This window comes from Kribbella sp. NPDC050459, assembly GCF_040655315.1.
Lineage (GTDB): Bacteria > Actinomycetota > Actinomycetes > Propionibacteriales > Kribbellaceae > Kribbella.
Map to the genome: position 1 here is coordinate 20187 of NZ_JBFAJQ010000004.1, position 21169 is coordinate 41355.

19 protein-coding genes are annotated in these 21169 nt (G+C 69.8%); 11 read left to right on the forward strand and 8 right to left on the reverse strand.

All coding sequences use genetic code 11. From position 1 onward, the window contains the following. Positions 1–177 precede the first annotated feature (177 nt). Together AB0I12_RS16180 and AB0I12_RS16185 are read left to right on the forward strand one after the other, a co-directional pair. Positions 178–3540, forward strand: coding sequence for a GH92 family glycosyl hydrolase (locus tag AB0I12_RS16180; protein WP_359929815.1), 3363 nt, complete (start codon positions 178–180; stop codon positions 3538–3540). Next, positions 3540–4271: a peptidylprolyl isomerase gene (locus AB0I12_RS16185; protein ID WP_359929816.1), complete on the forward strand. Its 732-nt coding sequence runs from the start codon at positions 3540–3542 to the stop codon at positions 4269–4271. Before AB0I12_RS16180 ends, AB0I12_RS16185 begins: the two co-directional genes overlap by 1 nt. Here the strand turns inward: AB0I12_RS16185 and AB0I12_RS16190 are convergent. After that, a complete protein-coding gene (locus tag AB0I12_RS16190) occupies positions 4268–4873 on the reverse strand; it encodes a hypothetical protein (RefSeq protein WP_359929818.1) in 606 nt (201 codons plus the stop codon). The genes AB0I12_RS16185 and AB0I12_RS16190 overlap by 4 nt on opposite strands. Before the next feature lie 28 nt (positions 4874–4901). Between AB0I12_RS16190 and AB0I12_RS16195 the strand changes: the two genes are divergently transcribed. Then, positions 4902–5306 (forward strand): cupin domain-containing protein, encoded by a 405-nt coding sequence (locus AB0I12_RS16195; protein ID WP_359929820.1) that lies wholly within the window; start codon positions 4902–4904, stop codon positions 5304–5306. 8 nt (positions 5307–5314) lie between these two features. On the opposite strand, the gene AB0I12_RS16200 is transcribed toward AB0I12_RS16195, so the two are convergent. Both AB0I12_RS16200 and AB0I12_RS16205 read right to left on the reverse strand, forming a co-directional pair. Beyond that, positions 5315–6010: a DUF4386 family protein gene (locus AB0I12_RS16200; RefSeq protein ID WP_359929822.1), complete on the reverse strand. Its 696-nt coding sequence runs from the start codon at positions 6008–6010 to the stop codon at positions 5315–5317. Between the two features lie 103 nt (positions 6011–6113). After that, a complete protein-coding gene (locus AB0I12_RS16205; RefSeq protein ID WP_359929823.1) occupies positions 6114–6938 on the reverse strand; it encodes an LLM class F420-dependent oxidoreductase in 825 nt (274 codons plus the stop codon). Between the two features lie 333 nt (positions 6939–7271). Between AB0I12_RS16205 and ald the strand changes: the two genes are divergently transcribed. From ald to AB0I12_RS16220, 3 genes are all read left to right on the forward strand, one after another. Continuing rightward, on the forward strand, positions 7272–8387 hold the full coding sequence (ald, locus tag AB0I12_RS16210; RefSeq protein WP_359929825.1) for an alanine dehydrogenase: 1116 nt from the start codon (positions 7272–7274) through the stop codon (positions 8385–8387). Continuing rightward, positions 8384–9325: a site-specific tyrosine recombinase XerD gene (xerD, locus tag AB0I12_RS16215; RefSeq protein WP_359930888.1), complete on the forward strand. Its 942-nt coding sequence runs from the start codon at positions 8384–8386 to the stop codon at positions 9323–9325. Before ald ends, xerD begins: the two co-directional genes overlap by 4 nt. A 167-nt stretch (positions 9326–9492) precedes the next feature. Beyond that, on the forward strand, positions 9493–10128 hold the full coding sequence (locus AB0I12_RS16220; protein WP_359929826.1) for a TetR/AcrR family transcriptional regulator: 636 nt from the start codon (positions 9493–9495) through the stop codon (positions 10126–10128). Here AB0I12_RS16220 and AB0I12_RS16225 read toward each other — a convergent pair. Further along, positions 10115–11611, reverse strand: coding sequence for an FAD-binding protein (locus tag AB0I12_RS16225; protein WP_359929827.1), 1497 nt, complete (start codon positions 11609–11611; stop codon positions 10115–10117). The two genes, AB0I12_RS16220 and AB0I12_RS16225, sit on opposite strands and share 14 nt — an antisense overlap. Before the next feature lie 291 nt (positions 11612–11902). On the opposite strand from AB0I12_RS16225, the gene AB0I12_RS16230 reads away from it, so the two are divergent. From AB0I12_RS16230 to AB0I12_RS16250, 5 genes are read left to right on the forward strand one after another with little or no spacing between them, the layout of a single operon-like run. Beyond that, positions 11903–13003, forward strand: coding sequence for a ParA family protein (locus AB0I12_RS16230; protein WP_359929828.1), 1101 nt, complete (start codon positions 11903–11905; stop codon positions 13001–13003). Next, positions 12988–13347, forward strand: coding sequence for a hypothetical protein (locus tag AB0I12_RS16235; protein ID WP_355700160.1), 360 nt, complete (start codon positions 12988–12990; stop codon positions 13345–13347). The genes AB0I12_RS16230 and AB0I12_RS16235 overlap by 16 nt, the downstream gene beginning before the upstream one ends. Then, a complete protein-coding gene (locus AB0I12_RS16240) occupies positions 13344–14321 on the forward strand; it encodes a segregation/condensation protein A (protein WP_359929829.1) in 978 nt (325 codons plus the stop codon). The genes AB0I12_RS16235 and AB0I12_RS16240 overlap by 4 nt, the downstream gene beginning before the upstream one ends. Further along, positions 14318–16447: an SMC-Scp complex subunit ScpB gene (gene scpB / locus AB0I12_RS16245; RefSeq protein WP_359929831.1), complete on the forward strand. Its 2130-nt coding sequence runs from the start codon at positions 14318–14320 to the stop codon at positions 16445–16447. Before AB0I12_RS16240 ends, scpB begins: the two co-directional genes overlap by 4 nt. Then, positions 16437–17171: a pseudouridine synthase gene (locus AB0I12_RS16250; protein ID WP_359929833.1), complete on the forward strand. Its 735-nt coding sequence runs from the start codon at positions 16437–16439 to the stop codon at positions 17169–17171. The genes scpB and AB0I12_RS16250 overlap by 11 nt, the downstream gene beginning before the upstream one ends. Before the next feature lie 30 nt (positions 17172–17201). Here the strand turns inward: AB0I12_RS16250 and AB0I12_RS16255 are convergent, their stop codons facing one another. The 4 genes from AB0I12_RS16255 to AB0I12_RS16270 form a co-directional block, all read right to left on the reverse strand. After that, the gene (locus AB0I12_RS16255) at positions 17202–18113 is read right to left on the reverse strand and encodes a hypothetical protein (protein ID WP_359930891.1); all 912 of its coding nucleotides are present in this window, start codon (positions 18111–18113) and stop codon (positions 17202–17204) included. A 2-nt stretch (positions 18114–18115) separates the two neighbouring features. Next, positions 18116–19018 (reverse strand): hypothetical protein, encoded by a 903-nt coding sequence (locus tag AB0I12_RS16260; protein WP_359929835.1) that lies wholly within the window; start codon positions 19016–19018, stop codon positions 18116–18118. Positions 19019–19041: 23 nt separating this feature from the next. Continuing rightward, positions 19042–20166 carry an alpha/beta hydrolase gene (locus AB0I12_RS16265; protein WP_359929836.1) on the reverse strand — a complete coding sequence of 375 codons (1125 nt, stop codon included), beginning with the start codon at positions 20164–20166 and terminating at the stop codon, positions 19042–19044. Positions 20167–20259: 93 nt separating this feature from the next. Continuing rightward, the gene (locus tag AB0I12_RS16270) at positions 20260–21162 is read right to left on the reverse strand and encodes a hypothetical protein (protein WP_359929838.1); all 903 of its coding nucleotides are present in this window, start codon (positions 21160–21162) and stop codon (positions 20260–20262) included. Positions 21163–21169 lie beyond the last annotated feature (7 nt).

Consider the following 21169-nt stretch of genomic DNA (forward strand, 5'->3'; position numbering starts at 1 on the left):
TCTCTCACCGTCGGCGCGGCAGTCTCGTGCAGGCAGAGCCGTTGGACTCCAGGGGACGGGACCAAAGTCGCAGGCCTTCTCAGCCGCGGCACAGGTCGGCGACCCCTTGACCGGGCAGACGGAAACAGGTAGACCTCTGACAACGATGTCACCCAATCTTCGAAGGTTGGTCCGCCCATGCGTCGTTCGGTGCTGTCCCGCGCTGCGAGCCTGGCGCTCGCCGGCGTTCTGATCGCAACTCTCACCCCCGCGGCTCAGGCCGTGCCTACACCGTCACCGCCTGGTCCGGATGATCGTCCGACGACGGCGACGCCGCCTGATCCGGCGATCGTCGGCTCCCGGTCGGCGGAGGCTGCGGCCACGAGCCGGATCACGACCAGTTCGGTCGATCCGACCGAGCACGTCGATCCGCTGATCGGCACGACCAACGCCGGGAACGTGTTTCCCGGTGCGGTGCTGCCGTTCGGGATGTTCTCGTTCAGTCCGGAGACGAGCCGGGGGAACGCGTACCGGACGGCCGCGCCGGGCGGGTACCTGTACTCGGCGACCAAGATCCGCGGCTTCAGCCTCACCCACATGAGCGGGACCGGATGCGCGGGCGGATCGGGCGACATCCCGATCTTCCCGCTCGCGGGTGACGTGACGAGCTCACCGCAGAGCGATGCGAAGGACGAGGTCTACTCCTCGACGTACAGCCACGCCAACGAGATCGCCGAGCCGGGCTACTACAAGGTCGGGCTCGACTCGGGCGTCACGGCCGAGCTCGCGGCCACCACGCGCACCGGGTCGGCGGCGTTCACCTTCCCGGCGGACAAGGCCAAGACGCTGATGTTCCGTACGTCGAACTCCGAGGTCGGATCGAGCGCCGCGCAGATCAGCATCGACGCCGCGCACCGGACGGTCAGCGGGTCGGTGACCAGCGGCAACTTCTGCGGGTACCTCGCCAGCATCGGACGGCGGAGCTACTACACGCTGCACTTCGTCGCCGAGTTCGACCAGCCGTTCACGAACCAGGGCACCTGGACCGACACCACTGTCACGCCGGGCAGCAGCCAGGCGAGCGGCGGTACGACGTACGGCGCCGACGGCTGGATGCCGCCGAGCAAGGGCTCCGGCGGGTACGTCGGATTCGCCGGCGACAAGGTGTCGATGCGGATCGGCATCTCCTACGTCAGCACCGCCAACGCACTCGCGAACCTGCGCGCCGAGAACCCGCGCGGTACGTCGATCGGCATGACGGCCGCGAAAGCCCGGCAGACGTGGCGAAACCAGCTCGACCGCATCGAGGTGACCGGCGGTACGACGGACCAGCGCACCACGTTCTACACCGCGCTCTACCACGCGCTGCTGCACCCGAACGTGTTCAGCGACGTCAACCGCCAGTACTGGGGCTTCGACCAGAAACCGCACTACCTCTCCCGCGGGCAGCAGGCGCAGTACGCGACCTTCTCGGGCTGGGACGTCTACCGGTCGCAGCTCCAACTGGTGACGTTGCTGGAGCCGGAGCGAGCCGGCGACATCGCACAGTCGCTGTTCAACCAGGCGACGTACAACGGCGGCGTCTGGGACCGCTGGACCCATGCGTCCGGCAGTACGCCGGTCATGACCGGCGACCCGTCCGCACCGGCCGTCGCGGGCATCTATGCGTTCGGCGGGACGAACTTCGACGCGTCACAAGCTCTGAAGTCGCTGGTGAAGGCAGCGACCGTTCCGACCGAGAAGGACCTCAGCTCGGCGGGCAAGCCGGTCATGTCGATCGGTCAGCGGCCGTCGCTCGACAAGTACCTGGCGCTGCACTACATACCGACCAAGTCCAATGCCTGGGGCGGTGCGGTCGAGACGCTCGAGGACGTGACGGCCGACTTCGCCCTCGCGCAACTCGCGCAGCGCACCGGCGACAAGGCGACGTACCAGCAGTTCCTCGCCAGGTCGCAGTACTGGCAGAACGTGTTCAACCCGGCCAACGGCGGCTACGTCCAGAACCGGGACGACAACGGCGCCTGGCCCGCGTTCACGCCGTCGACGTACGACGGGTTCGCCGAGGGCAGCAGTGCGCAGTACACGTGGATGGTGCCGCACAACCGGGCCGGACTGGTCGACGCGATGGGCGGCGCGGACGCGGTGAACCAGCGGCTGGACGCGTTCTTCAAGAACCCGGACGGGACCTGGGCGCTGACCGGAGCCGGCGAACTGCACGCCGAGATGGACAACGAGCCGTCGATCAACACGCCCTGGATCTACAACTACACCGGCCGGCCGTACCAGACGCAGGAGACGTTGCGGCAGGCAATGAACCAGCTGTGGAACACCAGCACCGGCGGGATCCCCGGCAACGACGACCTCGGCGCGATGTCGTCGTGGTACGTGTGGACCGCGCTCGGCCTGTACCCGGACGTGCCGAGCCGCGCCGAGCTCCAGGTCGCGGCGCCGCTGTTCCCGCGGGCGGTGATCCATCGCGACGGCAACACGATCCGGATCAACGCGGCCGGCGCGGACGCGCAGTACGTCCAGTCCCTGAAGGTGAACGGGAAGACGTCGACCAAGCCGTGGCTGCCGGAGCCGTTCGTGCAGCGTGGCGGGACGCTGGACTTCACCCTTGGTACGACGGCCAACAAGAGCTGGGGTGCGACCGACGCGCCGCCGTCGTGGCGGACCGGTGAGATCCCGTTCCAGACCTCCACCGACACGAGCCGTCTTGTGGTCGCACCCGGCACAACGAGCGCACCCGTCGCGCTGCAGGCGTACCGGCTGAGCGGGACGGCCCAGGACGTCACCTACACGCTCAAGACACCTCCCGGTCTCACAGCGACACCTACTACCGGCACGTTCCACGTCGACAAGGTCGGTAGCGCGTCAGTGACGATCGCAGCGGCGGCTGGTACGCCGGACGGCCGGTACCCGATCACAGTGCAGATGAAGGCGGCGGACGGAACCGCCCTGCCACAAGTCGGTTTCACGGTCGTCGTCGGGCAGCCGAACTCGTTCTTCGTACTCCGTGAGGGCGTAGGCATCTCCGACGACGCCGGCGACCACACCGAGGCGGACTACGACGGCGGCGGCGTCAGCTACTCCCGTCAGGCGCTGGCCGCGGCCGGTCTGACCGCGGGCGGTGCAGGTACAGTCCAGGGCCTCAGCTTCACGTGGCCCGACGTACCCGCCGGCGATCCGGACAACGTGCCGGCCGACGGGCAGCTGCTCAACCTCGACCTGCCTGCCGGTACGACGAAGCTGTCCTTCGTCGGCAGCGCGGTCAACGGCAACCAGCAGACGACCGCGACGCTCAACTACGCCGACGGCACGACGTCGCAGATCGACCTGTCCTTCAGCGACTGGACGCTGGGCGGTGGGGGCGACACCCTGCACTACGGCAACGTCATCGTCGCCACCACGCCGTACCGCAACGAGTCCGGCGGCGGGAAGGACAACGTCACCACGCACATCTTCGCCACCGCACCTGTGACGTTGACTCAGACCCCGGTGAGTATCAGGCTGCCTACGAATCGTGACCTACGGATCTTCACCGTTGCGGGAGGGAATTGATGAGGAAGACCATCGTGATCGCGGTGCTGACAGTGGCCAGCGTGCTGGCCAGTCTGCTGGTGGCGACCGCACCAGCTGACGCGGCCGGTACGCCGACCAGCACCAACGGACCCTGTGGCTACACGTCGACGCCGGACGATCCGCCGGCCCGGCCGGTGTCGCTGCCGCCGGACCCGGCCCATACACCGGACCAGGGGATCGTCAGGGTCGTCGTCGCCACCAGCCAGGGGCCGATGATCCTGTCACTGGACCGGGCGAAGGCGCCGTGCACGGTGCAGAGCTTCCTGCACCTGGCGAAGAGCCGGTTCTACGACTTCACCACGTGCCACCGGCTGACGCTTTACCCGACGCTGAAGGTGCTGCAGTGCGGTGACCCGAGCGGTACGGGCGAGGGCGGGCCCGGCTACTCGTACAAGGACGAGCTGCCCACCGACCTGCCGAACTGGCCGGACGACCCGACCGGCGAGCGGAAGGTGTACGCACGCGGCACGCTCGCGATGGCGAACGCCGGGCCGGACACCAATGGGTCGCAGTTCTTCCTGGTCTTCGCCGACTCGCGGCTGCGGCCGAACTACACGGTCTTCGGCTCGGTCGACCGGCTCGGGCTCGCCACGCTCGACCGGGTGGCGGCCGGCGGGATCGCCCCGACGCCCGACGACCCGGACGGCATCGACGGCGCGCCGGTCCGCACGACCGACATCCTGATCGCCCGTTCCCTCGGGACGCGCTAGCCGATCGCTTCGCCGCCGTCCTCGGCGAGGGCGGCGGCGACCCGGCGGGTGTTCGCGGTGAACTCGGCGGCGGGGATCTTCGGCAGCATGTCGTCCCAGGCCGCGATCATCGCGCCGCGCAGCTGCATCATGCCGAGCGGGCGGGCGAGGAACCACAGGTGGAAGTGCTCGCTGCCGTCGCCCCAGCGGCTGAAGTGCGTACGCCCGACGCCGTCGATCCGCCGGACCGCGCCCGCGACCCTCTGGATCACCCCGCCGAGCGTCGCTGTGAGCTCCGGGGGCAGATTGTCCAGCCGGTAGTGCTCGATCGGCTCGAGAACCGCCACGAACGGCAGCCCGCCCGGCTCGAACGCCTTGAGTTGCCAGTGCTCGTCCCGCCAGATCACCAATTGGTCCGGCATCGTGCACGTAGGGCACGGTTTGCCGCCGGGTTCGCCGGCCCGTGGCGGCTCCGGCAGCAGCGGCTCGGCCAACGGCACCACCTCCAGGTCGCCCTCGAACGGGAAGAACGGCTGGCCGAGCAACGGTTCGGCCGAGACGCGCTCGCCGTACGGCAGCCGCCGGTGGTAGTCGGAAGGCAGGTGGGCGGGCAGATCGGTCATGAACCGCACTCTGCCGCAGAATCGGGCCATGCAGAAGCCGGAGTTGGCCGTCCTGCTCGATCTCGAACCGCACCCCGAGGGCGGGTGGTACCGGCAGACGTGGCGGTCGCCGGTCGAGTTCGAACCGGAGGGGTACGACGGCAGCCGGGCCAGCGCGACCGCGATCTACTTCCTGCTGGCGCCGGGGGAGGAGTCGCGGTCCCACCGGGTGCGCTCGACGGAACTCTGGCTGTGGCACTCGGGCGGCCCGCTGACGCTCGAGTACGACGAACAGTCGGTCACCCTGGGGCCGGACGTACGGGCCGGCCAGCACCCGCAGGTGGTGATACCGGCGGGTGCCTGGCAGGCGGCCCGGCCCGAGGGTGACGAGGCGGTGCTGGTGTCGTGCATCGTGTCGCCGGGCTTCGACTTCGCCGACTTCACGATGCGCTAGCCGGTGAGCTACAGCTGCGGGACGGCCTTGTCCCCGGTGGTCAGCTCCGGCAGGTGCTCGCGAACCATGTAGCCGCTCGCGCCGAGGATCCAGACCGCCGACAGCAGCAGCGGGACCGTGGTCATCAACGTGCCGCCGGCAACGAACGTGCCGGAGTCGGCGAACACGCCGAGCGCGCCCAGGAACGAGACCGCGGCGGCCAGCAGGGCCAGGTAGCCGAGCCAGTTCGGCATCACGTGCGTCCGCAGCACACCGATCCCGGCCGCGGCCAGCGGCAGGGCCGCCGCGATGCCGATCATCGTCGTCATCACCGCGCTCAGCTCGTACAGGGCCATGGTGATGCCCGCGTCCCGGCCGCTGATGCCGAACGCGGCCGCGGCGGTGAGCCCGGCGTTCACGAAGATCGCGCCGCCGACCAGCACCGAACCGGCCAGCAGGGCCAGGTGGACGTCGCTGCGCTCGGCCCGCTCCCGGATCGCCTCGGCGAAGGCCGCCGCGAACCAGATGACCAGCCCGGCCGCGGCCGCCCACAGCAGCGAGCTGAGCAGGATCATGGACCGGTGATCGGACAGCCAGCTCGAGATCGTGCTGTCGGAGTCATCGACCGTCGGAGCAGTACCGGGCAGGAACCTGCCCAGCATCGCCAGGACCACGAAGGCCAGTCCGGCGAAGCCGCCCCATCGCAACTCGTGTCGCTCAGTCATGGGGAACACCTCCAACGCGCACCACGCCGATGTGATGCACCTAGTGCCGATGTTCCCCCGTTCCGGGCCGGAATCAAGACCTGTCCGAGACCGGAATCAAGACCTATCCGAGAACGGTCGCGAGCGCCTCGTATCCGGGCAGCAGGTCGATGCCCTCGTGGCCCAGCAGCTGGATCGCGACATGGTCCGCGCCGGCCTCCAGATGCGCTTTCAGGCCCTCCGCGACCTCGACCGCGGAGCCGTGCAGCACCATCGCGTCGACGAACCGGTCGCTGCCGCCGTCGGCGAAGTCGTCGGCGGTGAAACCGAGGCGCTCGAAGTTCGCCGTGTAGTTGCTCAGCTGCAGGTACGACGCCAGCCGGTCACGCGCCGTCGCGCGGGCGATGTCGGTGTCGGTCTCCAGCACGACCATCTGCTCGGGCGCGAGCAGGGCCCCGCCGCCGAGGATCCGGCGGGCTTCACGGGTGTGCTCCGGCGTCGTCAGGTACGGGAGCGCTCCGGCCGTCCGCGCGCCGGCCAGCTGTAGCACCTTCGGGCCGAGCGCGGCCAGCGCCCGCCGGTCGGCCGGCACCTTCGCGTCGTCCAGCTCGTCGAGGTAGCCGACGATCGTCCGGTACGGCGACCGGTACTCGCCGGTGGCCTCGCGGTGCCCGATCCCGACGCCGAGCAGGAACCGCCCCGGGTGCTCGTCCTCGAGCCGGTGGTACGACGCCGCGACGTCGGCGGCCGGCGATTTCCAGATGTTGACGATGCTGGTGCCGACGGCAACCGAACTCGTTGCGGCCAGCAACACCTCGGCGTCGCGCAGGCCGGCCTCCGGCGAACTGCCCAGCCACAAGGTCCCGTACCCGGCCTGCTCCAGTCCTGCCGCGAGCTCCGGCCCGTAGTGCTGGGCTCCGTGCCAGACCCCGTATTGTCCCAGTTCCATCGCCACGCCGTGCTCCTCTCGTGAAGCGTCCTACTGCAAGCATCGCTGACCGCCACGAATGGCCGTCAATGATGGTTGCCGCGTCAACGGGGACGCCCTATCCGGACGGTAGCCGGACGTCTCCGTTCCGCGTCCGGTGTATTGCCGATCTGCTTCCGTTCGGTTACCGATCGGGTACCGGCAGGGTGTCGCGGCGCGATCAGACCATCCGGCCGGGTGGTATGAACCCCGCGGGCATACACTCGGCAGCGACCTGGCAACCACCCCTCAACCGCCGGGCCGCGGACACAACGACGTGGGCCGCACTCCTGGATCGTGAAAGAAGGGCAAGTTGTGAAGGTCGGAGTTCCCAAGGAAGTCAAGAACCACGAGTACCGGGTGGCGATCACCCCGTCCGGTGTGCACGAGTTCGTGCGCAGCGGGCACGAGGTTCTGATCGAGCAGGGGGCGGGCAGCGGGTCGCTGATCCCGGACGACGAGTACGTCGCCGCCGGGGCCCGGATCGTGCCGCAGGCGGACGACGTCTGGGCGGATGCGGAGCTGGTGCTCAAGGTCAAGGAGCCGGTGGCGGAGGAGTACCACCGGATGCGGAAGGACCAGGTGCTGTTCACGTACCTGCACCTGGCCGCCAGCCGTGACTGCACCGACGCGCTGCTGAAGTCGGGGACCACCGGGATCGCCTACGAGACGGTCCAGCTCCCGGACGGAACGCTGCCGCTGCTGGCGCCGATGAGCGAGGTGGCCGGCCGGCTCGCCCCGCAGTCCGGCGCCTACCACCTGATGGCGCAGGGCGGCGGCCGGGGCGTGCTGCTCGGCGGCGTGTCCGGCGTCCACCCGGCCCGCGTGGTCGTCCTCGGCGCCGGCGTGTCCGGGATGAACGCGGCCGCGATCGCGCTCGGTATGCAGGCGCAGGTGCAGCTGTTCGACCGCAACATCGCCCGGCTGCGGCAGGCCGACCAGATCTACCAGGGTCACCTGCTGACGATCGCGTCGAACGCATACGAGATCGAGAAGGCGGTCCTGGAGGCCGACCTGGTGATCGGCGCGGTGCTGGTGGTCGGTGCGAAGGCGCCGAAGCTGGTCACCAACGACATGGTCCGCCGGATGAAGCCGGGCAGCGTGCTCGTCGACATCGCCATCGACCAGGGCGGCTGCTTCGAGGACTCGCGCCCGACCACGCACGCCGACCCGGTGTACAAGGTCCACGACTCGCTGTTCTACTGCGTGGCCAACATGCCCGGTGCGGTGCCGAACACGTCGACGTACGCACTCACCAACGTCACCCTGCCGTACGCGATCGAGCTGGCGAACCTGGGCTGGCGGGAAGCGCTCAAGCAGGACCACAGCCTGGCGCTCGGCCTGAACACGTTCGACGGGCACGTCACGTACGGCCCGGTCGCCGAGGCGCACGACCTGTCGCAGCTGAAGCTCGACGAGGTGCTGGTCTGAACGACATCGCGCGGGCGGTCAGCGCCTACCTCGACCACCTCACGGTCGAGCGGGGCCTGGCCGCCAACACGCTGGCGTCGTACCGGCGGGACCTGCGCCGGTACGGCGGCTTCCTCGCTGGCTCGGGGATCGACGACCTCGGCCGGATCACCGAGGCCGTGATCAGCGACTTCCTGATGCGGCTGCGCGAGGGCGACGCGGACCACCCGCCACTGACCGCGTCCAGCGCGGGGCGGACCGTGGTGGCGGTCCGTGGGTTCCACAAGTTCTGTGTGCGCGAGGGGCTGACCGCGGTCGATCCTGCCGCGGCCGTGAAGCCACCTGCGCCGCCGCAACGGCTGCCGAAGGCACTGTCTGTCGACGAGGTGACCAGGATCCTCTCAGCGGCCGCCGGCGCCGAAGCGGAACCTGCCGTCCTCGCTACGCGGGACGCTGCGTTGCTGGAGTTTTTGTACGGCACCGGTGCCCGTATCTCCGAGGCGGTCGGGCTGGACGTCGACGACATCGACCTGGACGCCGGTGCGGTGCTGCTGCGCGGCAAGGGCAGCAAAGAGCGTGTGGTGCCCGTCGGCACGTACGCCCGTGATGCGTTGTCGGCGTACCAGGTCCGTGGGCGTCCCGAGCTGGTCTCACGTGGTCGCGGTACGCCCGCGCTGTTCCTGAACGCCCGCGGCGGCCGTCTGTCCCGGCAGAGCGCCTGGACGGTGCTGCGTCGTGCTGCGCAGCGGGCCGGTATCGCGAAGGAGATCTCCCCGCACACGCTGCGGCACTCGTACGCGACACATCTGCTCGACGGCGGAGCCGACGTACGTGTCGTCCAGGAGTTGCTGGGGCATGCGTCCGTGACGACGACACAGGTCTACACGCTGGTGACGGTGGACAAGCTTCGCGAGGTCTACGCGACGTCACATCCCCGGGCCCTCTCCTCGTCGCCGTGAGGTGCGCGCAGTGTGGGACACCGATCGAGCCTTCCCGGACCGGGCGGCCGCGGCGTTACTGCGGGCGTGCGTGTCAGGGGCGGGCCTATCGGGCGCGGCGGGACGGCGTCCGGGCCGTCCGGTCGTCGGCCTCGGCGTTGGGGGTGCCGACTGATCGAGTCGGTGTCGTGCGGGCAGCTGTCGCCTTGGCTGACCGCGAAGGACTGGATGCGGTGTCGATGGGCGGTCTGGCCCGGCACGCCGGCGTGTCCGAAGCCTCGCTGTATCGGCATCTGTCCGGGTACAACGAACTCGTCACGAGGATGACTGACGCCGTACTGTCCGCTCCTCGGGCCGATCCGCCGAGCGGAGCCGGTTGGCGTGACCTACTCGAGCATGAGGCCCGGCAGGAGTGGGCCCTCTACCGGGAGCATCCCTGGGCGCTGCAGGCGCTCGCGACGACCCGGCCACCGCTCGGCGCCGGCGTGCTCGCCGCAGTCGACCGGTACTTCGGCGCGCTGCCGGACCTGGAGCCGCAAGCAGGACTGTCGATCTACCTGCTCGTCAGCGGTTACGTCCAGGGCATGGCGACCCTGATCGCCGCCGAGGACCACGCGAGTCGCACCACTGGGATCAGCAACCCCCAGTGGTGGACGACTCACCTGGGCAAGATCGCCGGGGCGGTCGATACCGATCGCTACCCGTGGCTGACCGCGCTCGCCGACGGTGCGACCTCGCAGGCCGCGCAGGTGGACACCTGGTTCAGCTTCGGGCTTTCCCGCGTCCTCGACGGCGTGGCGCAGTACTTGGTCACTTCGCGCTGACGGACAGCGCGTGCCGGAACACGTTGCGGGGATCCCACTTCGCCTTCACCTGGCGTAGGCGCTCCAGGTTGCTGCCGAAGTACAGCTCCAGGCGCGGCTGGTCGATGTCGGGATAGCTGATGTACGCACCGCCGGCAGGTACGCCGCCACTCTCGGCGTACACGTCGGCGTAGAACTCCCGGATCCAGGCCAGGTGGGCGTCGTCCGCGGCCGGGTCGTTCCAGGCGGTCAGGTAGAAGAGGAGCATCGTGGCGCCCCGGTGCGCGATCGCGGTCGCCTCCGGAGCGACCGCGTTGATCGCGCCGCCGTACAGGTTGAGGCTCACTGACCCGACCGGACCGGTGAAGTCCGGGCGGGTCAAGTGGTGATAGGCGGCCGCCAGCTGGTGGTCGGTCAGCGGGCCGCGGTGGTAGCCGGACTTCACCTTCAACCGCCACTGCTTCCCATCGTCGGTTGTCTCACCGAGCGTCGCCCTGAGCCACGGTTGGATCTTCTGGGTCACGGACGGCGTCACGCCGACGCCTTCCCGCAGCGCGCCGAGGTACGCCGTGAAGAGGGCCTGATCGCCGCCGGCGACATCACCGATCATCAGGTGTGCGCCCTGCGACCGGTGGGTGAGGACGAGTTCGCTGTACAGCTGTGCCTCCCGCGCTCCGGGCGCGCTGTGCCGTGCGGCCCAGTCGGCGGCGTTGGCGGCGAGCCGCCGGAAGCCGGTCTCGTCGAGACCTTCCCACGGCCACTCGACGGAGAAGCGGAGCATCTCCCGCGGCGGCTGCGGGAGGTCGCGGAACCAGTACCGAGTGACCACTCCGAAGCTGCCGCCCCCGCCGCCGGCGTGCGCCCACCACAGGTCGCGGTTCGGATCCCGTCGATCACTGGTCGCAACCACGGCATGAGCCCGGCCTGCTTGGTCGACCACGACGACCTCGACGGCGTACACGTGATCGGACACCAACCCGTGCAGTCGCGACAGGCGCCCGTACCCGCCACCCGCGGCGTGGCCGCCGATCCCGACGCCAGGGCATTCGCCGCCCGGGACGGTGACGCCCCAACCGAGATAGAGCCGGCGGTAGATCTCGCCGAGCGTGGCTCCGGCCTCGACGACGTACGCGTCCCGCACCCGGTCGTAGCGGATGCCGTTCAGCCCGGACAGGTCGATCACCAGCCGCACGGCCGGGTCGTCCACGAAGCCCTCGAAGCAGTGCCCGCCACTGCGTACGGCGAGCCGGCGCCCGGATCGCACCGCGTCCCGAACGGCCGCCACTACCTGCTCGGTCGAGCCGACGACCCGTACCTCGTCCGGCCGTCCGACGAACCGGTTGTTACCTCGACGGACCAGGTCGGCGTACCGCGGATCGTCAGGCCGCACCGATACCGGTCCGAACTCCGCGCCGGCCGCCGAGGCGGTGGCCGGCGCGGGGGACAGGGCAGCGGCAGCGGGCGTGATCGCCGCCGCCCGAAGAACATTCCGTCGACTGGTCATGCCCCAACCGTCGCGCTCCGGCACCGGAGTTCCGCGGGCTTTCGTCACACAGTCTCCCGTGACGAAACCGTCGTGCCGCCGGCTCGCGGAACGCCGACCCCGGTGCGCGGGGTCCGGGGACGGTGTGCGATCATCTGGTCACGGTTGGTGACTCAGGGAGGGTGATCGGCCGGGTTCGGAGCTTTGTCGACAAACCACCCCACCCCGGTGCGGAGTGGCTGGTTGAGAGTGCTTGAATGCACGCTTACAGTCGCTGGGATCGCCCGTATCGGTTGAAAGGTTTGGCGAGTCATGAACGAGTCGACATTCCCGGGCACCGAACACGTGACGGGCCACCTTCCGGGGCACCACCCGGAGCCGGTCCGGCCGATCAGCACGCCGCCCAGCGCGCACCCCAGCACCGATCCCGCCCCCCAGCCCAGCAGCCCGCCCCGGCCGGCCCCCACGCCGCCGCGAGCCCTGCCCGACAACTATGCGGAGATGCCGAAGCCGACGGCCAAGCTGACCGCGGAGGACCTTGCACCCGTGAACGACCCGAACGGCCCGCGTCACAAGATCGGGCCGACCGGCCGGCCGCTGCCGGACCTGCCGGAGCCGCAGCCCCCGACCAAGACCGGCCCGGCGCAGGTGATCGCGATGTGCAACCAGAAGGGCGGCGTCGGCAAGACCACCACGACGATCAACCTCGGCGCGGCGATCGCCGAGACCGGTCGCAAGGTGCTGCTGATCGACTTCGACCCGCAGGGGTCCGCGTCGATCGGCCTCGGCGTCCAGCCGCACGACCTGGAGCTGTCGGTCTACAACCTGCTGATGCAGCGCGACATCACCGCCGACGAGGTGATCCAGCCGACCCGCGTGGAGAACCTCGACCTGCTGCCGGCCAACATCGACCTGTCCGCGGCCGAGGTGCAGCTGGTCCAGGAGGTCGCGCGGGAGTACACGCTGCAGCGCGTGCTCGACCCGATCATCCCGAACTACGACGTGATCCTGATCGACTGCGCCCCGTCGCTCGGTCTGCTCACGGTGAACGCGCTGACCGCGTCGAACGGCATCGTCGTACCGCTGGAGTGCGAGTTCTTCGCGCTCCGCGGCCTCGCCATGCTGACCGACACGATCGGCAAGGTGCAGGACCGGCTCAACCCCAAGCTGGAGATCGTCGGGATCCTCGGCACCATGTTCGACGGGCGGACGACGCACGCCCGGGAGGTCCTCGACCGCGTGGTCCAGGCCTTCGACGAACGCGTCTTCCACACCGTCATCCGGCGTACCGTCAAGTTCCCCGAGACCACGGTCGTCGGCGAGCCCATCACGACGTACGCCCCGTCCTCGAGCGCGGCCACTCAGTACCGCGATCTCGCCAAGGAGGTGCTGGCGCGTTGTCCCGCCGGGTGAGCCTGCCAGGTGCCAGTGAACTCTTCGGGGGTGCGGCACCGAAGCAGACCAGACCCGAGAAGCGCACCACCACTGACGGACCGTCCACCGTGCGGTCCCGTACGACGGTCGTCGACGACCGGAAGTCGAGTGGTCGGATCCGTCACGACACGAAGATCACCGTGTACGTGACGGAGGAGGAGCTGCTCGGCCTGGAACAGACCAGACTTGCGCTGCGCGCGGAACACGGCCTGACCGCCGACCGGGGCCGGATCGTCCGGGAGGCGATCGACGTCCTGCTCGCCGACTTCGTCGACCACGGACCGGACTCGGTGCTGGTACGGCGGCTCAAGGCGTCGGAGTGACCGTGTCCTCCGCGGACTCGTTGCCCTTGGATGTCGGTACGGACAGCGCGCCTGCTGTTGCCGAGGGCAAGGGTTTCAGCGTCCACCTGGAGAACTTCGAGGGGCCGTTCGACCTGCTGCTGCAGCTGATCTCGAAGCACAAGCTGGACATCACCGAGATCGCGCTGTCGGTGATCACCGACGACTTCATCGCCCACATCAAGGCGCTGGGGCCCGAGTGGGACCTCGACCAGACGTCGGAGTTCCTGCTGATCGCGGCGACCCTGCTCGACCTGAAGGCGGCGCGGCTGCTGCCGAAGGGCGAGGTCGAGGACGACGAGGACCTGGCGCTGCTGGAGGCGCGGGACCTGCTGTTCGCGCGGCTGCTGCAGTACCGGGCGTTCAAGCAGATCGCGGCGCTGGTGCAGGAGCGGATGGCGGTCGAGTCTCGCCGGTTCCCACGCGCCGTGGGGGTGGAGCCGCGGTTCGCGGAGCTGCTGCCCGAGGTCCTGCTCGGGCTCGATCCGGCCGGGCTGGCCGCGCTGGCCGCGAAGGCGATGGCGCCCAAGGACGACGTATCTCCCGGGGTTTCGCTCGCCCACCTGCACGCGCCGGCCGTCACCGTGCGGGAGCAGGCGGAAGTGATCGTCGACCGGCTCCGGCGGCAACGCAGCGCGACGTTCCGTTCGCTGGTGGCCGATTCGCCGGACACCGTCACCACCGTGTGCCGGTTCCTGGCGCTGCTCGAACTGTTCCGCGAGGCGGCGGTGTCGTTCGACCAGGTCACCCCGCTCGGCGAACTCACCATCCGCTGGACCGGCACCGACGAGGGCGACATCGCCGTCAGCGACGAGTTCGACGAGGAACAACAACCCGCTGACGAATCCGGCGAAGCCCCCCACGTCGAGGACGACCCCGACTTCCTCGAACCCGGCGAGAACCACACCGACCCAGAACCCCCCGCCCCAGACACCCCCGAGACGGCAGACCAGTGACCAACTCCCAACCCCCCACCCCCGACCCGACCGACTCCCGGGATGGTGCTGAGGGTTCCGACGAGGCTGACCCCACCCGGAACGCCGACAGGTCCGCTTCCGCCGGCCTGCCCGACGGACCGGACGGCCCCGAGGCGACCGACGCCTCCGAGGCTGCTGACGGGACTGGCACGACCGACGACACCGCCACCGACGGGACCGACGCCACCGACGGTGGCTCGGCCGCGGCGGTCGGCTCCACGGGGGCTGGGGACACCGACGAGGCCGAGTCGGTGGACGGGGCGGAGGCGGCCGACGGCGGGGATGCGGACGATTACTTGCCGCCGGGGCAGACTTCGGTGCCGGTGGGGGATGAAGTAGTTGTTGACGACGACACGATGCGGCGGGCGCTCGAGGCGATTCTGATGGTGACGGACGAGCCGTTGCCGGTGCTGACGCTGGCGCGCGCGGTCGGGCGGCCGACGGGTGATGTGGCGGGGGCGCTGGCGGAGCTGGCGGCGGAGTACACCGAGCAGGGCCGCGGATTCGACCTGCGTGAGGTGGGCGGCGGCTGGCGGTACTACACCCGCGTCGAGGCCGCGCCGTACGTCGAACGCTTCGTCCTCGACGGCCAGCAGGCGCGCCTCACCCAGGCCGCGCTGGAAACCCTCTCCGTCGTCGCGTACAAGCAGCCCGTCAGCCGCGCCCGCGTCTCCGCCATCCGCGGCGTGAACGTGGACGGCGTGATGCGTACCCTCGTCGCCCGCGGCCTCGTCGAGGAGGCCGGCTCGGACACCGAGTCCCAGGCGACCCTGTACCGCACCACGTCATACTTCCTGGAACGCATGGGCATGCAGTCCCTCGACGACCTCCCCGAACTCGCCCCGTACCTCCCCGACATGGACGACATCGAGGACGAGCTCGCCGCCCAATCCCTCCCGCCCGCAGAACCCACCCCCGAGACCACAACCACCGACGGTGCGGACGCCGAGGGTGCGGGTGCCGAGGGTGTCGACGCCGAGGCTCCGGATGGGGAAGGTGCGGATGCGGAGGCCCCGGGCGCCGAGCTCCCGGATGCCGAGGGTGCCGACGTCGAGGCCCCGGGCGGCGACGTTGCAGGCGCGGACAGCGCGGATGCCGAGGCCCTGGATGTCGAGGGTGCGGATGCCGAGGGCGCGGACGCCGACGGTGCGGACGCCGACGGTGCCGACGCCGAGGCTCCGGATGGCGAAGGTGCGGAGGCCCCGGGCGCCGAGCTCCCGGATGCCGAGGGTGCCGACGTCGAGGCCCCGGGCGGCGACGTTGCAGGCGCGGACAGCGCGGATGCCGAGGCCCTGGATGTCGAGGGTGCGGACGCCGACGGTGTGGACGCTGATGGTGCGGAGGGCGTGCGCGCGGACGACGAGCTGGACGCGGAGGCGTCGGCTGGTGTTGCTGCGGGCGTGGCTGATGCCGGGGCGGCGGGCGGTGTGTACGCCGCCGGTGGCGGCGAGTTGGACGCGGAGGACCGCGGGGATGACGGCGACGCCGTAGATGCGCCGGCCCAGGCGGAGTCCGCCGAAAGCGCCGAGGCATCCGGCGACGCAGCTGATGAGGCCGAGGTGAGCGGCTTGGCCGTGGAGCCGTGCGTCGAGGACGTGGACGGCGTCGTGTCGGACGGTACGACGGTCGCGCCGGCAGGCGAACCTGCGGACGAGGCAGACGCGGCGGACGCGGACGAGGCGGACGGTGCGGCTGATGAGGCTGAGGTGAGTGGCTGGGCCGTGGAGCCGGGTGCCGAGGACGTGGACGGCGTGGTGTCGGGCGGTACGACGGTTGAGCTGGCCGGTGAACCCGCGGGCGAGGCGGACGTCGAGGCGGCGGACGCGGAGGTGTCCGACGGTGCGGCTGCTGGGGCTGGGGTGAGCGGCTGGGCCGCAGGGCTTGGTGCCGAGGACGTGGACGACGTGGTGTCGGATGGTACGACGGTCGCGCCGGCGGGCGAGCGTGCCGATGAGGTGGACGCCCAGGAGACGGACGTCGAGGACCTGGACGATGTGGTGTCGGGCGGTACGACGGCTGGGGCGGGCGAGGGTGCCGGCGAGGCGGGCGCCAAAGGCTTGGATGTTGGTGGGCGTGTGAAAGGTGGGGTTCGGGATGGGGGATGAGGGTGGGGTTCGGCTGCAGAAGGTGTTGGCTCGGGCGGGGGTGGCTTCGCGGCGTACTGCGGAGATCTTGATCGAGGAGGGGCGGGTCGAGGTCGACGGGCGGGTGGTGACGGAGTTCGGGGTGCGGGTGGATCCGGAGACCGCTGTCATCCGGGTGGACGGGGCGCGGATCCCGCCGGTGAGTGCGAACGTTTACCTGGTGCTCAACAAGCCCCGCGGTGTCGTGACCACGATGTCGGACCCGCAGGGGCGGCCGTGTATCGCGGACTTCGTGCACGACCGGCCGGAGCGGCTGTTCCACATCGGGCGGCTCGACACCGACACCGAAGGGCTGTTGCTGCTCACGAATCACGGTGAGTTCGCGCACCGGCTCGCGCACCCGTCGTACGAGGTCTCGAAGACGTATGTCGCCGAGGTCGAGGGCAACGTCAAACCCGGGGTCCTGCGCAGGCTTCTGGACGGTGTCGAGCTCGAGGACGGACCGGCCCGCGCGGACACGGTGAAGATCGTCTCGACGGTGCCCGGCCGGACCCTCGTGGAGATGTCGCTCCACGAGGGCCGCAACCGGATCGTGCGGCGGATGTTCGACGCGGTCGGTCATCCGGTGAAGCGGCTGACCCGGACCGCGATCGGCCCGGTCCGCCGCGGCAACCTGCACACCGGCGAGCTCCGCGAGCTGGACTCGAAGGAACTCGGCCAGCTCCTCGACCTCGTCGACCTGTGATCGGTCGCCGAACAGTCACTCGCCGGACAGTCACTCGCCGGACAGCTGCTCGCTCTCCTCGTCGTCCTCGAAACGCCGCGCCTGCGCCGCCTCGTTGAACGTCCGCGGCACCTTCCCGAGCGCCCTGATCACCGTCGACTCCCCGTTGGCGTGCCCGAACTCGTACAGGTAGGGCGCCCCGCTCTCCTTGTCCACACCCAGCACGATCGTCTTGAGACCGCAGGCGTCCGCGACCAGCGACTCGAATCCCTGCCAGGTCGAACGCCGGACCACCTTCACCACCGGCTGACCCGAGACGGGGATCCGGATGGTGTAGAGCGCCCCGTTCCGCGTGTTGGCGAGGAACGTGTCGTACGTCGCCGTCTGGCTGATCAGCGCCATCGTCTTGACCGCGCTGAAGCCGGTGTACGTCGTCTTCCGGCTGAATGCCGTCCCGTCGACGTTCCAGCGCACGATGGTGTCGCCGAGGACGGCGTACGCGTTGTGCCGGACCAGCGTGGCGCCGCGGTTGAACCGTGAGCTCTCCAGGTAGCGGACGTCACCCCAGCCGCCGCCGATCAGGGTCCGCTGCACCGAGGCGGGATCGACGTCGCCGTAGAAGTCGTTCACCTTGTACGTCAGCAGGTACAGGCTGGTGCCCAGTACGACGTACTGCCGGCGGGACTCGCCGCGCTGCTCTGCGTTCATCTCTGTGCCGAGTCCACTGGTCAGACGGACCTGGTCGTCCGGTAGCAGGTCCTTGCCGCCCCAGCTGCTGGGGCTGGCACCAGGCGGCACCACTCCGTACAGACCGCGCAGGATCAGGTCGCCGCCGCTCGTCGTCGAGGCGAGCGACATCTGGCAGAACGGCACCTCACGAGCGGCCGCTGAGGCAGGTGCTGCCTGGACCAGTGCACCGGCCGCCATGGCGAGGCCGAGAACTCCTGCTGCGCGTTTCACCATGTTCACTCTCCGTAGAGTAGGACGCCGGCTTCTGGCGCGCTGGGATAGGAGCGGAAGTACGCCTTGTCCTCCGGCGCGGCGAGTTGGTCGCCCACTCTGCCCAGGCCGTTGATGACGGTGGCGGCCCCGTTGGCGTGGCTGACGGCGTACAGGTAGCCGCGCCGGGTGTCCTTGTCGATGCCCAGCAGCAGCGTGCTCTGGTTGCCGCACTTCTCGGCGATCAGCGTCTCGAACGTCTGCCAGGTCGACGTCCGCACCTTCTTCACCACCGGTGCGCCGCTGAACGGGATCCTGATCGTGTACAGCGCGCCGGCGCGCGTGTTGGCCAGGAACGTGTCGTACGTCGCCGTCTGGCTGATCAGCGTCATCGTCTTGACCGCGGAGTACCCGCCATACGTCGTCTTGGCGCGCCAGGCGGACCCCTCCACGGACCAGCGCGTGATGACGCCTCCCTCCAACGCATAGGCGTGGGACGTCGACTTCTCCACGTAGCTCTGGTGGATCCAGCCGCCGCCGACCCTCGTCGTCTGGTACGACTCCGGGTCCAGCTCACCCGTGGTCACGTCGGTGACGTACCGGTACCGGTAGAGCTCGGTGCCCATCACCACGTACCCGCTCCGCGCCATGCCCGACGGCGGATCCGGCTCCCAGCCTGACGTGGTCGCGAGACGCACCCGGTCCACCGGGAACAACGCCTTCGGCCCGACGCTCGGCGGCGCCGCCGTGACCGGTGCGGTCGCGGTGATCCGCTGAAACTTGAGGTCACCCTGCACGGTCGCCGTGCCGAGCGTCATCGAGCAGGCCGCGCTTGCCTGCTCAGCAGCCGCCTGTGCCGGTCCCGGCACCAGCGCCGCCGCCGTCATCGCCGCGCCCAGCGCACCCGCGGCGATCCGAGTTCTCGTCATCCAGCCCCCTTCGAGGAGTCGTGTCACTCACTCGATGCCGAGGATGCCGGAAAGGTTAGGGATCGGTCGAAGAACTCGCGGACGAGCCGTCGTACGGCGGGAACAGCGCAGCGGGACGCACCGACCAGCTTGGCCTGCGCGGCGGCCGTCATCAGTCCGGCCGATTGCAGCTGCGGGGCGAAAGCGGCGTAGTCCGTCCAGATCCAGTGGTTCGCGTCGGACAGCTGCACCCGGCGTACCGGACCGCCATGGGAGAGGACAGCTGACCACGTGCGGTCGAAACGCTCGTCCCGGAAGCCGTCGGTCCCGGCCAGCAGCAACGGCTTCCGGGTGCCGTGTGCTGCGATCGGGTAGAGCTCGCCGTCCAGCGTGTCCAGGTAGCCCTCCAAGTTGGCAGCGGCTCGGACCTGTGGCTGCTCCAGCGACACAGCGGCGGTCGCACCGCCGGCGGAGTGGCCATAGACGCCGACGCGGTGCAGGTCGATCGACGGGTGCAGCTCCGTCAGGCGTTCGAGCACGAACCGCAGGTCCGCGAACCGCGTGTCCATCATGAGACGCGACTGCACCGGGTCGGTCTGCACGTCCGGACTGATCTCGATGACCCGCAGCCGCCCGTCCGGGAACACCACTTCACTCGCCTCGCCAGGGTGGTCGAGGATCAGGACGACGTACCCGTGGCCGGCCAGGTCCTCGGCGAGAGAGGTGCCGATGGTGCGCGGGTCCGCACCGCCCGGGCTGTAGACCAGCGTGGGGCGCCGGCCGGGCAGAGCGGGCGCGTCGACGTACGAATGGGTCAATGTGGCGCCCCAACTCACGCCGCTTGTCGGCAGCTCCGGATGCAGAACACCGGCGTCCAGCGTCTTGAAGACCTCTGCGGCGGCCGGGGCGAGTTGTGGTGCGCGTTGGTACCCCTGCACGGCGCGTGCCGGATAGAAGACCGTCAGCGCGAGCTCCCGGGTCGGCGCGCCGTTCCACGGGTCGGAGCGGTGCGGGTCGGTCAGTGCGCGCGTCGTCGTACCGACAGGCCAGGGGCCGGTAGGAGCCGGCAGACGCATTGTCAGGTCGGTCGCGGCGTTCGCCGTCTGCAGCGGAACGAGCGCGGAGGCGGCGGAGGCCGCGGAAGCGGTGAGGAAGGTTCGTCGTCTCATGTCGACGACGCTGTCAGAGGCACCGGCCGCCGGTCAGCTGATGAGGAGGGATCTCCACCCGGAGTTACAGCTCCGGGTGGAGATCCGTCGAGGTCATGCGCCGGCGAGGATCGTGCCTGTGGTGTAGAAGCGGAAGTACGAGTCCGTGGCCGGGAAGGTGGTCGGCACCTTGCCCAGGCCCTTGATGACGGTGGCCGTGCCGTTGGCGTGGCCGACGGCGTACAGGTAGCCGGCGCCGGTCTCCTTGTCGATGCCGAGCAGCAGCGTCCCGTAGTTGCCGCACTTCTCGGCGATCAACGTCTCGAAGCCCTGCCAGGTCGAGGTGCGGATCTTGGTCACGACCGGCTTGCCGGAGCCCGTGGGCACCTGCACGGTGTAGAGCGCGCCGCCGTTCGTGGTGGCCAGGAAGGTGTCGTATGTCCGCCCCTGCCCGATCAGCACCATCGTCTTGACCGACTTGAAGCCGCCGAAGGTCGTGTAGTACTTCCAGCCGCCCGGTGTCACCGTCCAGCGGGCGATGAGGCCGTCGGTGAACTGCTGGATCAGCGAGTAGACGTTCGAGCGGCCGGGGTACTGACTGGCTTCGACGTACTTGTGCAGTTCGTCCCAGCCGCCGCCGATCAGGGTGTTGTGGAGGGTGCCCGGCACGATCGAGACCCCCGTGCCGTCCGTGATGTAGCTGGTGCCGTACATCCGCGGACCGAGCGCCACCAGGCCGGTGCGCTCCTCACCGGCCGGTACGACGAGTTCGGTGCGTACGGCGGTCGGCAGGTGGGCCTGGCCGTCCGGATAGAGGTTCATGGGGCCGAGTTGGCGGACACCGGCGGAGGGTGCCGCGGTAATGGTCTGGGAGGTGTGGTCACCACCGGGGGTGACCGAGCCGAGCCGTAGCGAGCACGCCCCGGCTGTGCCGGCCGGTGCCGCAGTGGCAGGAGTGGCCGCGAACCCTGCTGCGAGCAGGACTCCGGCGGCGAGCATTCGCCCGTATTTGATCATCTGAAAC

Excerpts from the sequence above, each read along its gene's own strand:
- AB0I12_RS16255 (WP_359930891.1), bottom strand. The coding sequence starts at position 18,113 with ATGGTGAAACGCGCAGCAGGAGTTCTCGGCCTCGCCATGGCGGCCGGT.
- AB0I12_RS16225 (WP_359929827.1), bottom strand. The coding sequence starts at position 11,611 with ATGACCAGTCGACGGAATGTTCTTCGGGCGGCGGCGATCACGCCCGCT.
- AB0I12_RS16250 (WP_359929833.1), top strand. The coding sequence starts at position 16,437 with ATGGGGGATGAGGGTGGGGTTCGGCTGCAGAAGGTGTTGGCTCGGGCG.
- AB0I12_RS16260 (WP_359929835.1), bottom strand. The coding sequence starts at position 19,018 with ATGACGAGAACTCGGATCGCCGCGGGTGCGCTGGGCGCGGCGATGACG.
- AB0I12_RS16265 (WP_359929836.1), bottom strand. The coding sequence starts at position 20,166 with ATGAGACGACGAACCTTCCTCACCGCTTCCGCGGCCTCCGCCGCCTCC.
- AB0I12_RS16200 (WP_359929822.1), bottom strand. The coding sequence starts at position 6,010 with ATGACTGAGCGACACGAGTTGCGATGGGGCGGCTTCGCCGGACTGGCC.
- AB0I12_RS16180 (WP_359929815.1), top strand. The coding sequence starts at position 178 with ATGCGTCGTTCGGTGCTGTCCCGCGCTGCGAGCCTGGCGCTCGCCGGC.
- AB0I12_RS16190 (WP_359929818.1), bottom strand. The coding sequence starts at position 4,873 with ATGACCGATCTGCCCGCCCACCTGCCTTCCGACTACCACCGGCGGCTG.
- AB0I12_RS16185 (WP_359929816.1), top strand. The coding sequence starts at position 3,540 with ATGAGGAAGACCATCGTGATCGCGGTGCTGACAGTGGCCAGCGTGCTG.
- AB0I12_RS16230 (WP_359929828.1), top strand. The coding sequence starts at position 11,903 with ATGAACGAGTCGACATTCCCGGGCACCGAACACGTGACGGGCCACCTT.
- AB0I12_RS16195 (WP_359929820.1), top strand. The coding sequence starts at position 4,902 with ATGCAGAAGCCGGAGTTGGCCGTCCTGCTCGATCTCGAACCGCACCCC.
- AB0I12_RS16270 (WP_359929838.1), bottom strand. The coding sequence starts at position 21,162 with ATGATCAAATACGGGCGAATGCTCGCCGCCGGAGTCCTGCTCGCAGCA.
- AB0I12_RS16205 (WP_359929823.1), bottom strand. The coding sequence starts at position 6,938 with ATGGAACTGGGACAATACGGGGTCTGGCACGGAGCCCAGCACTACGGG.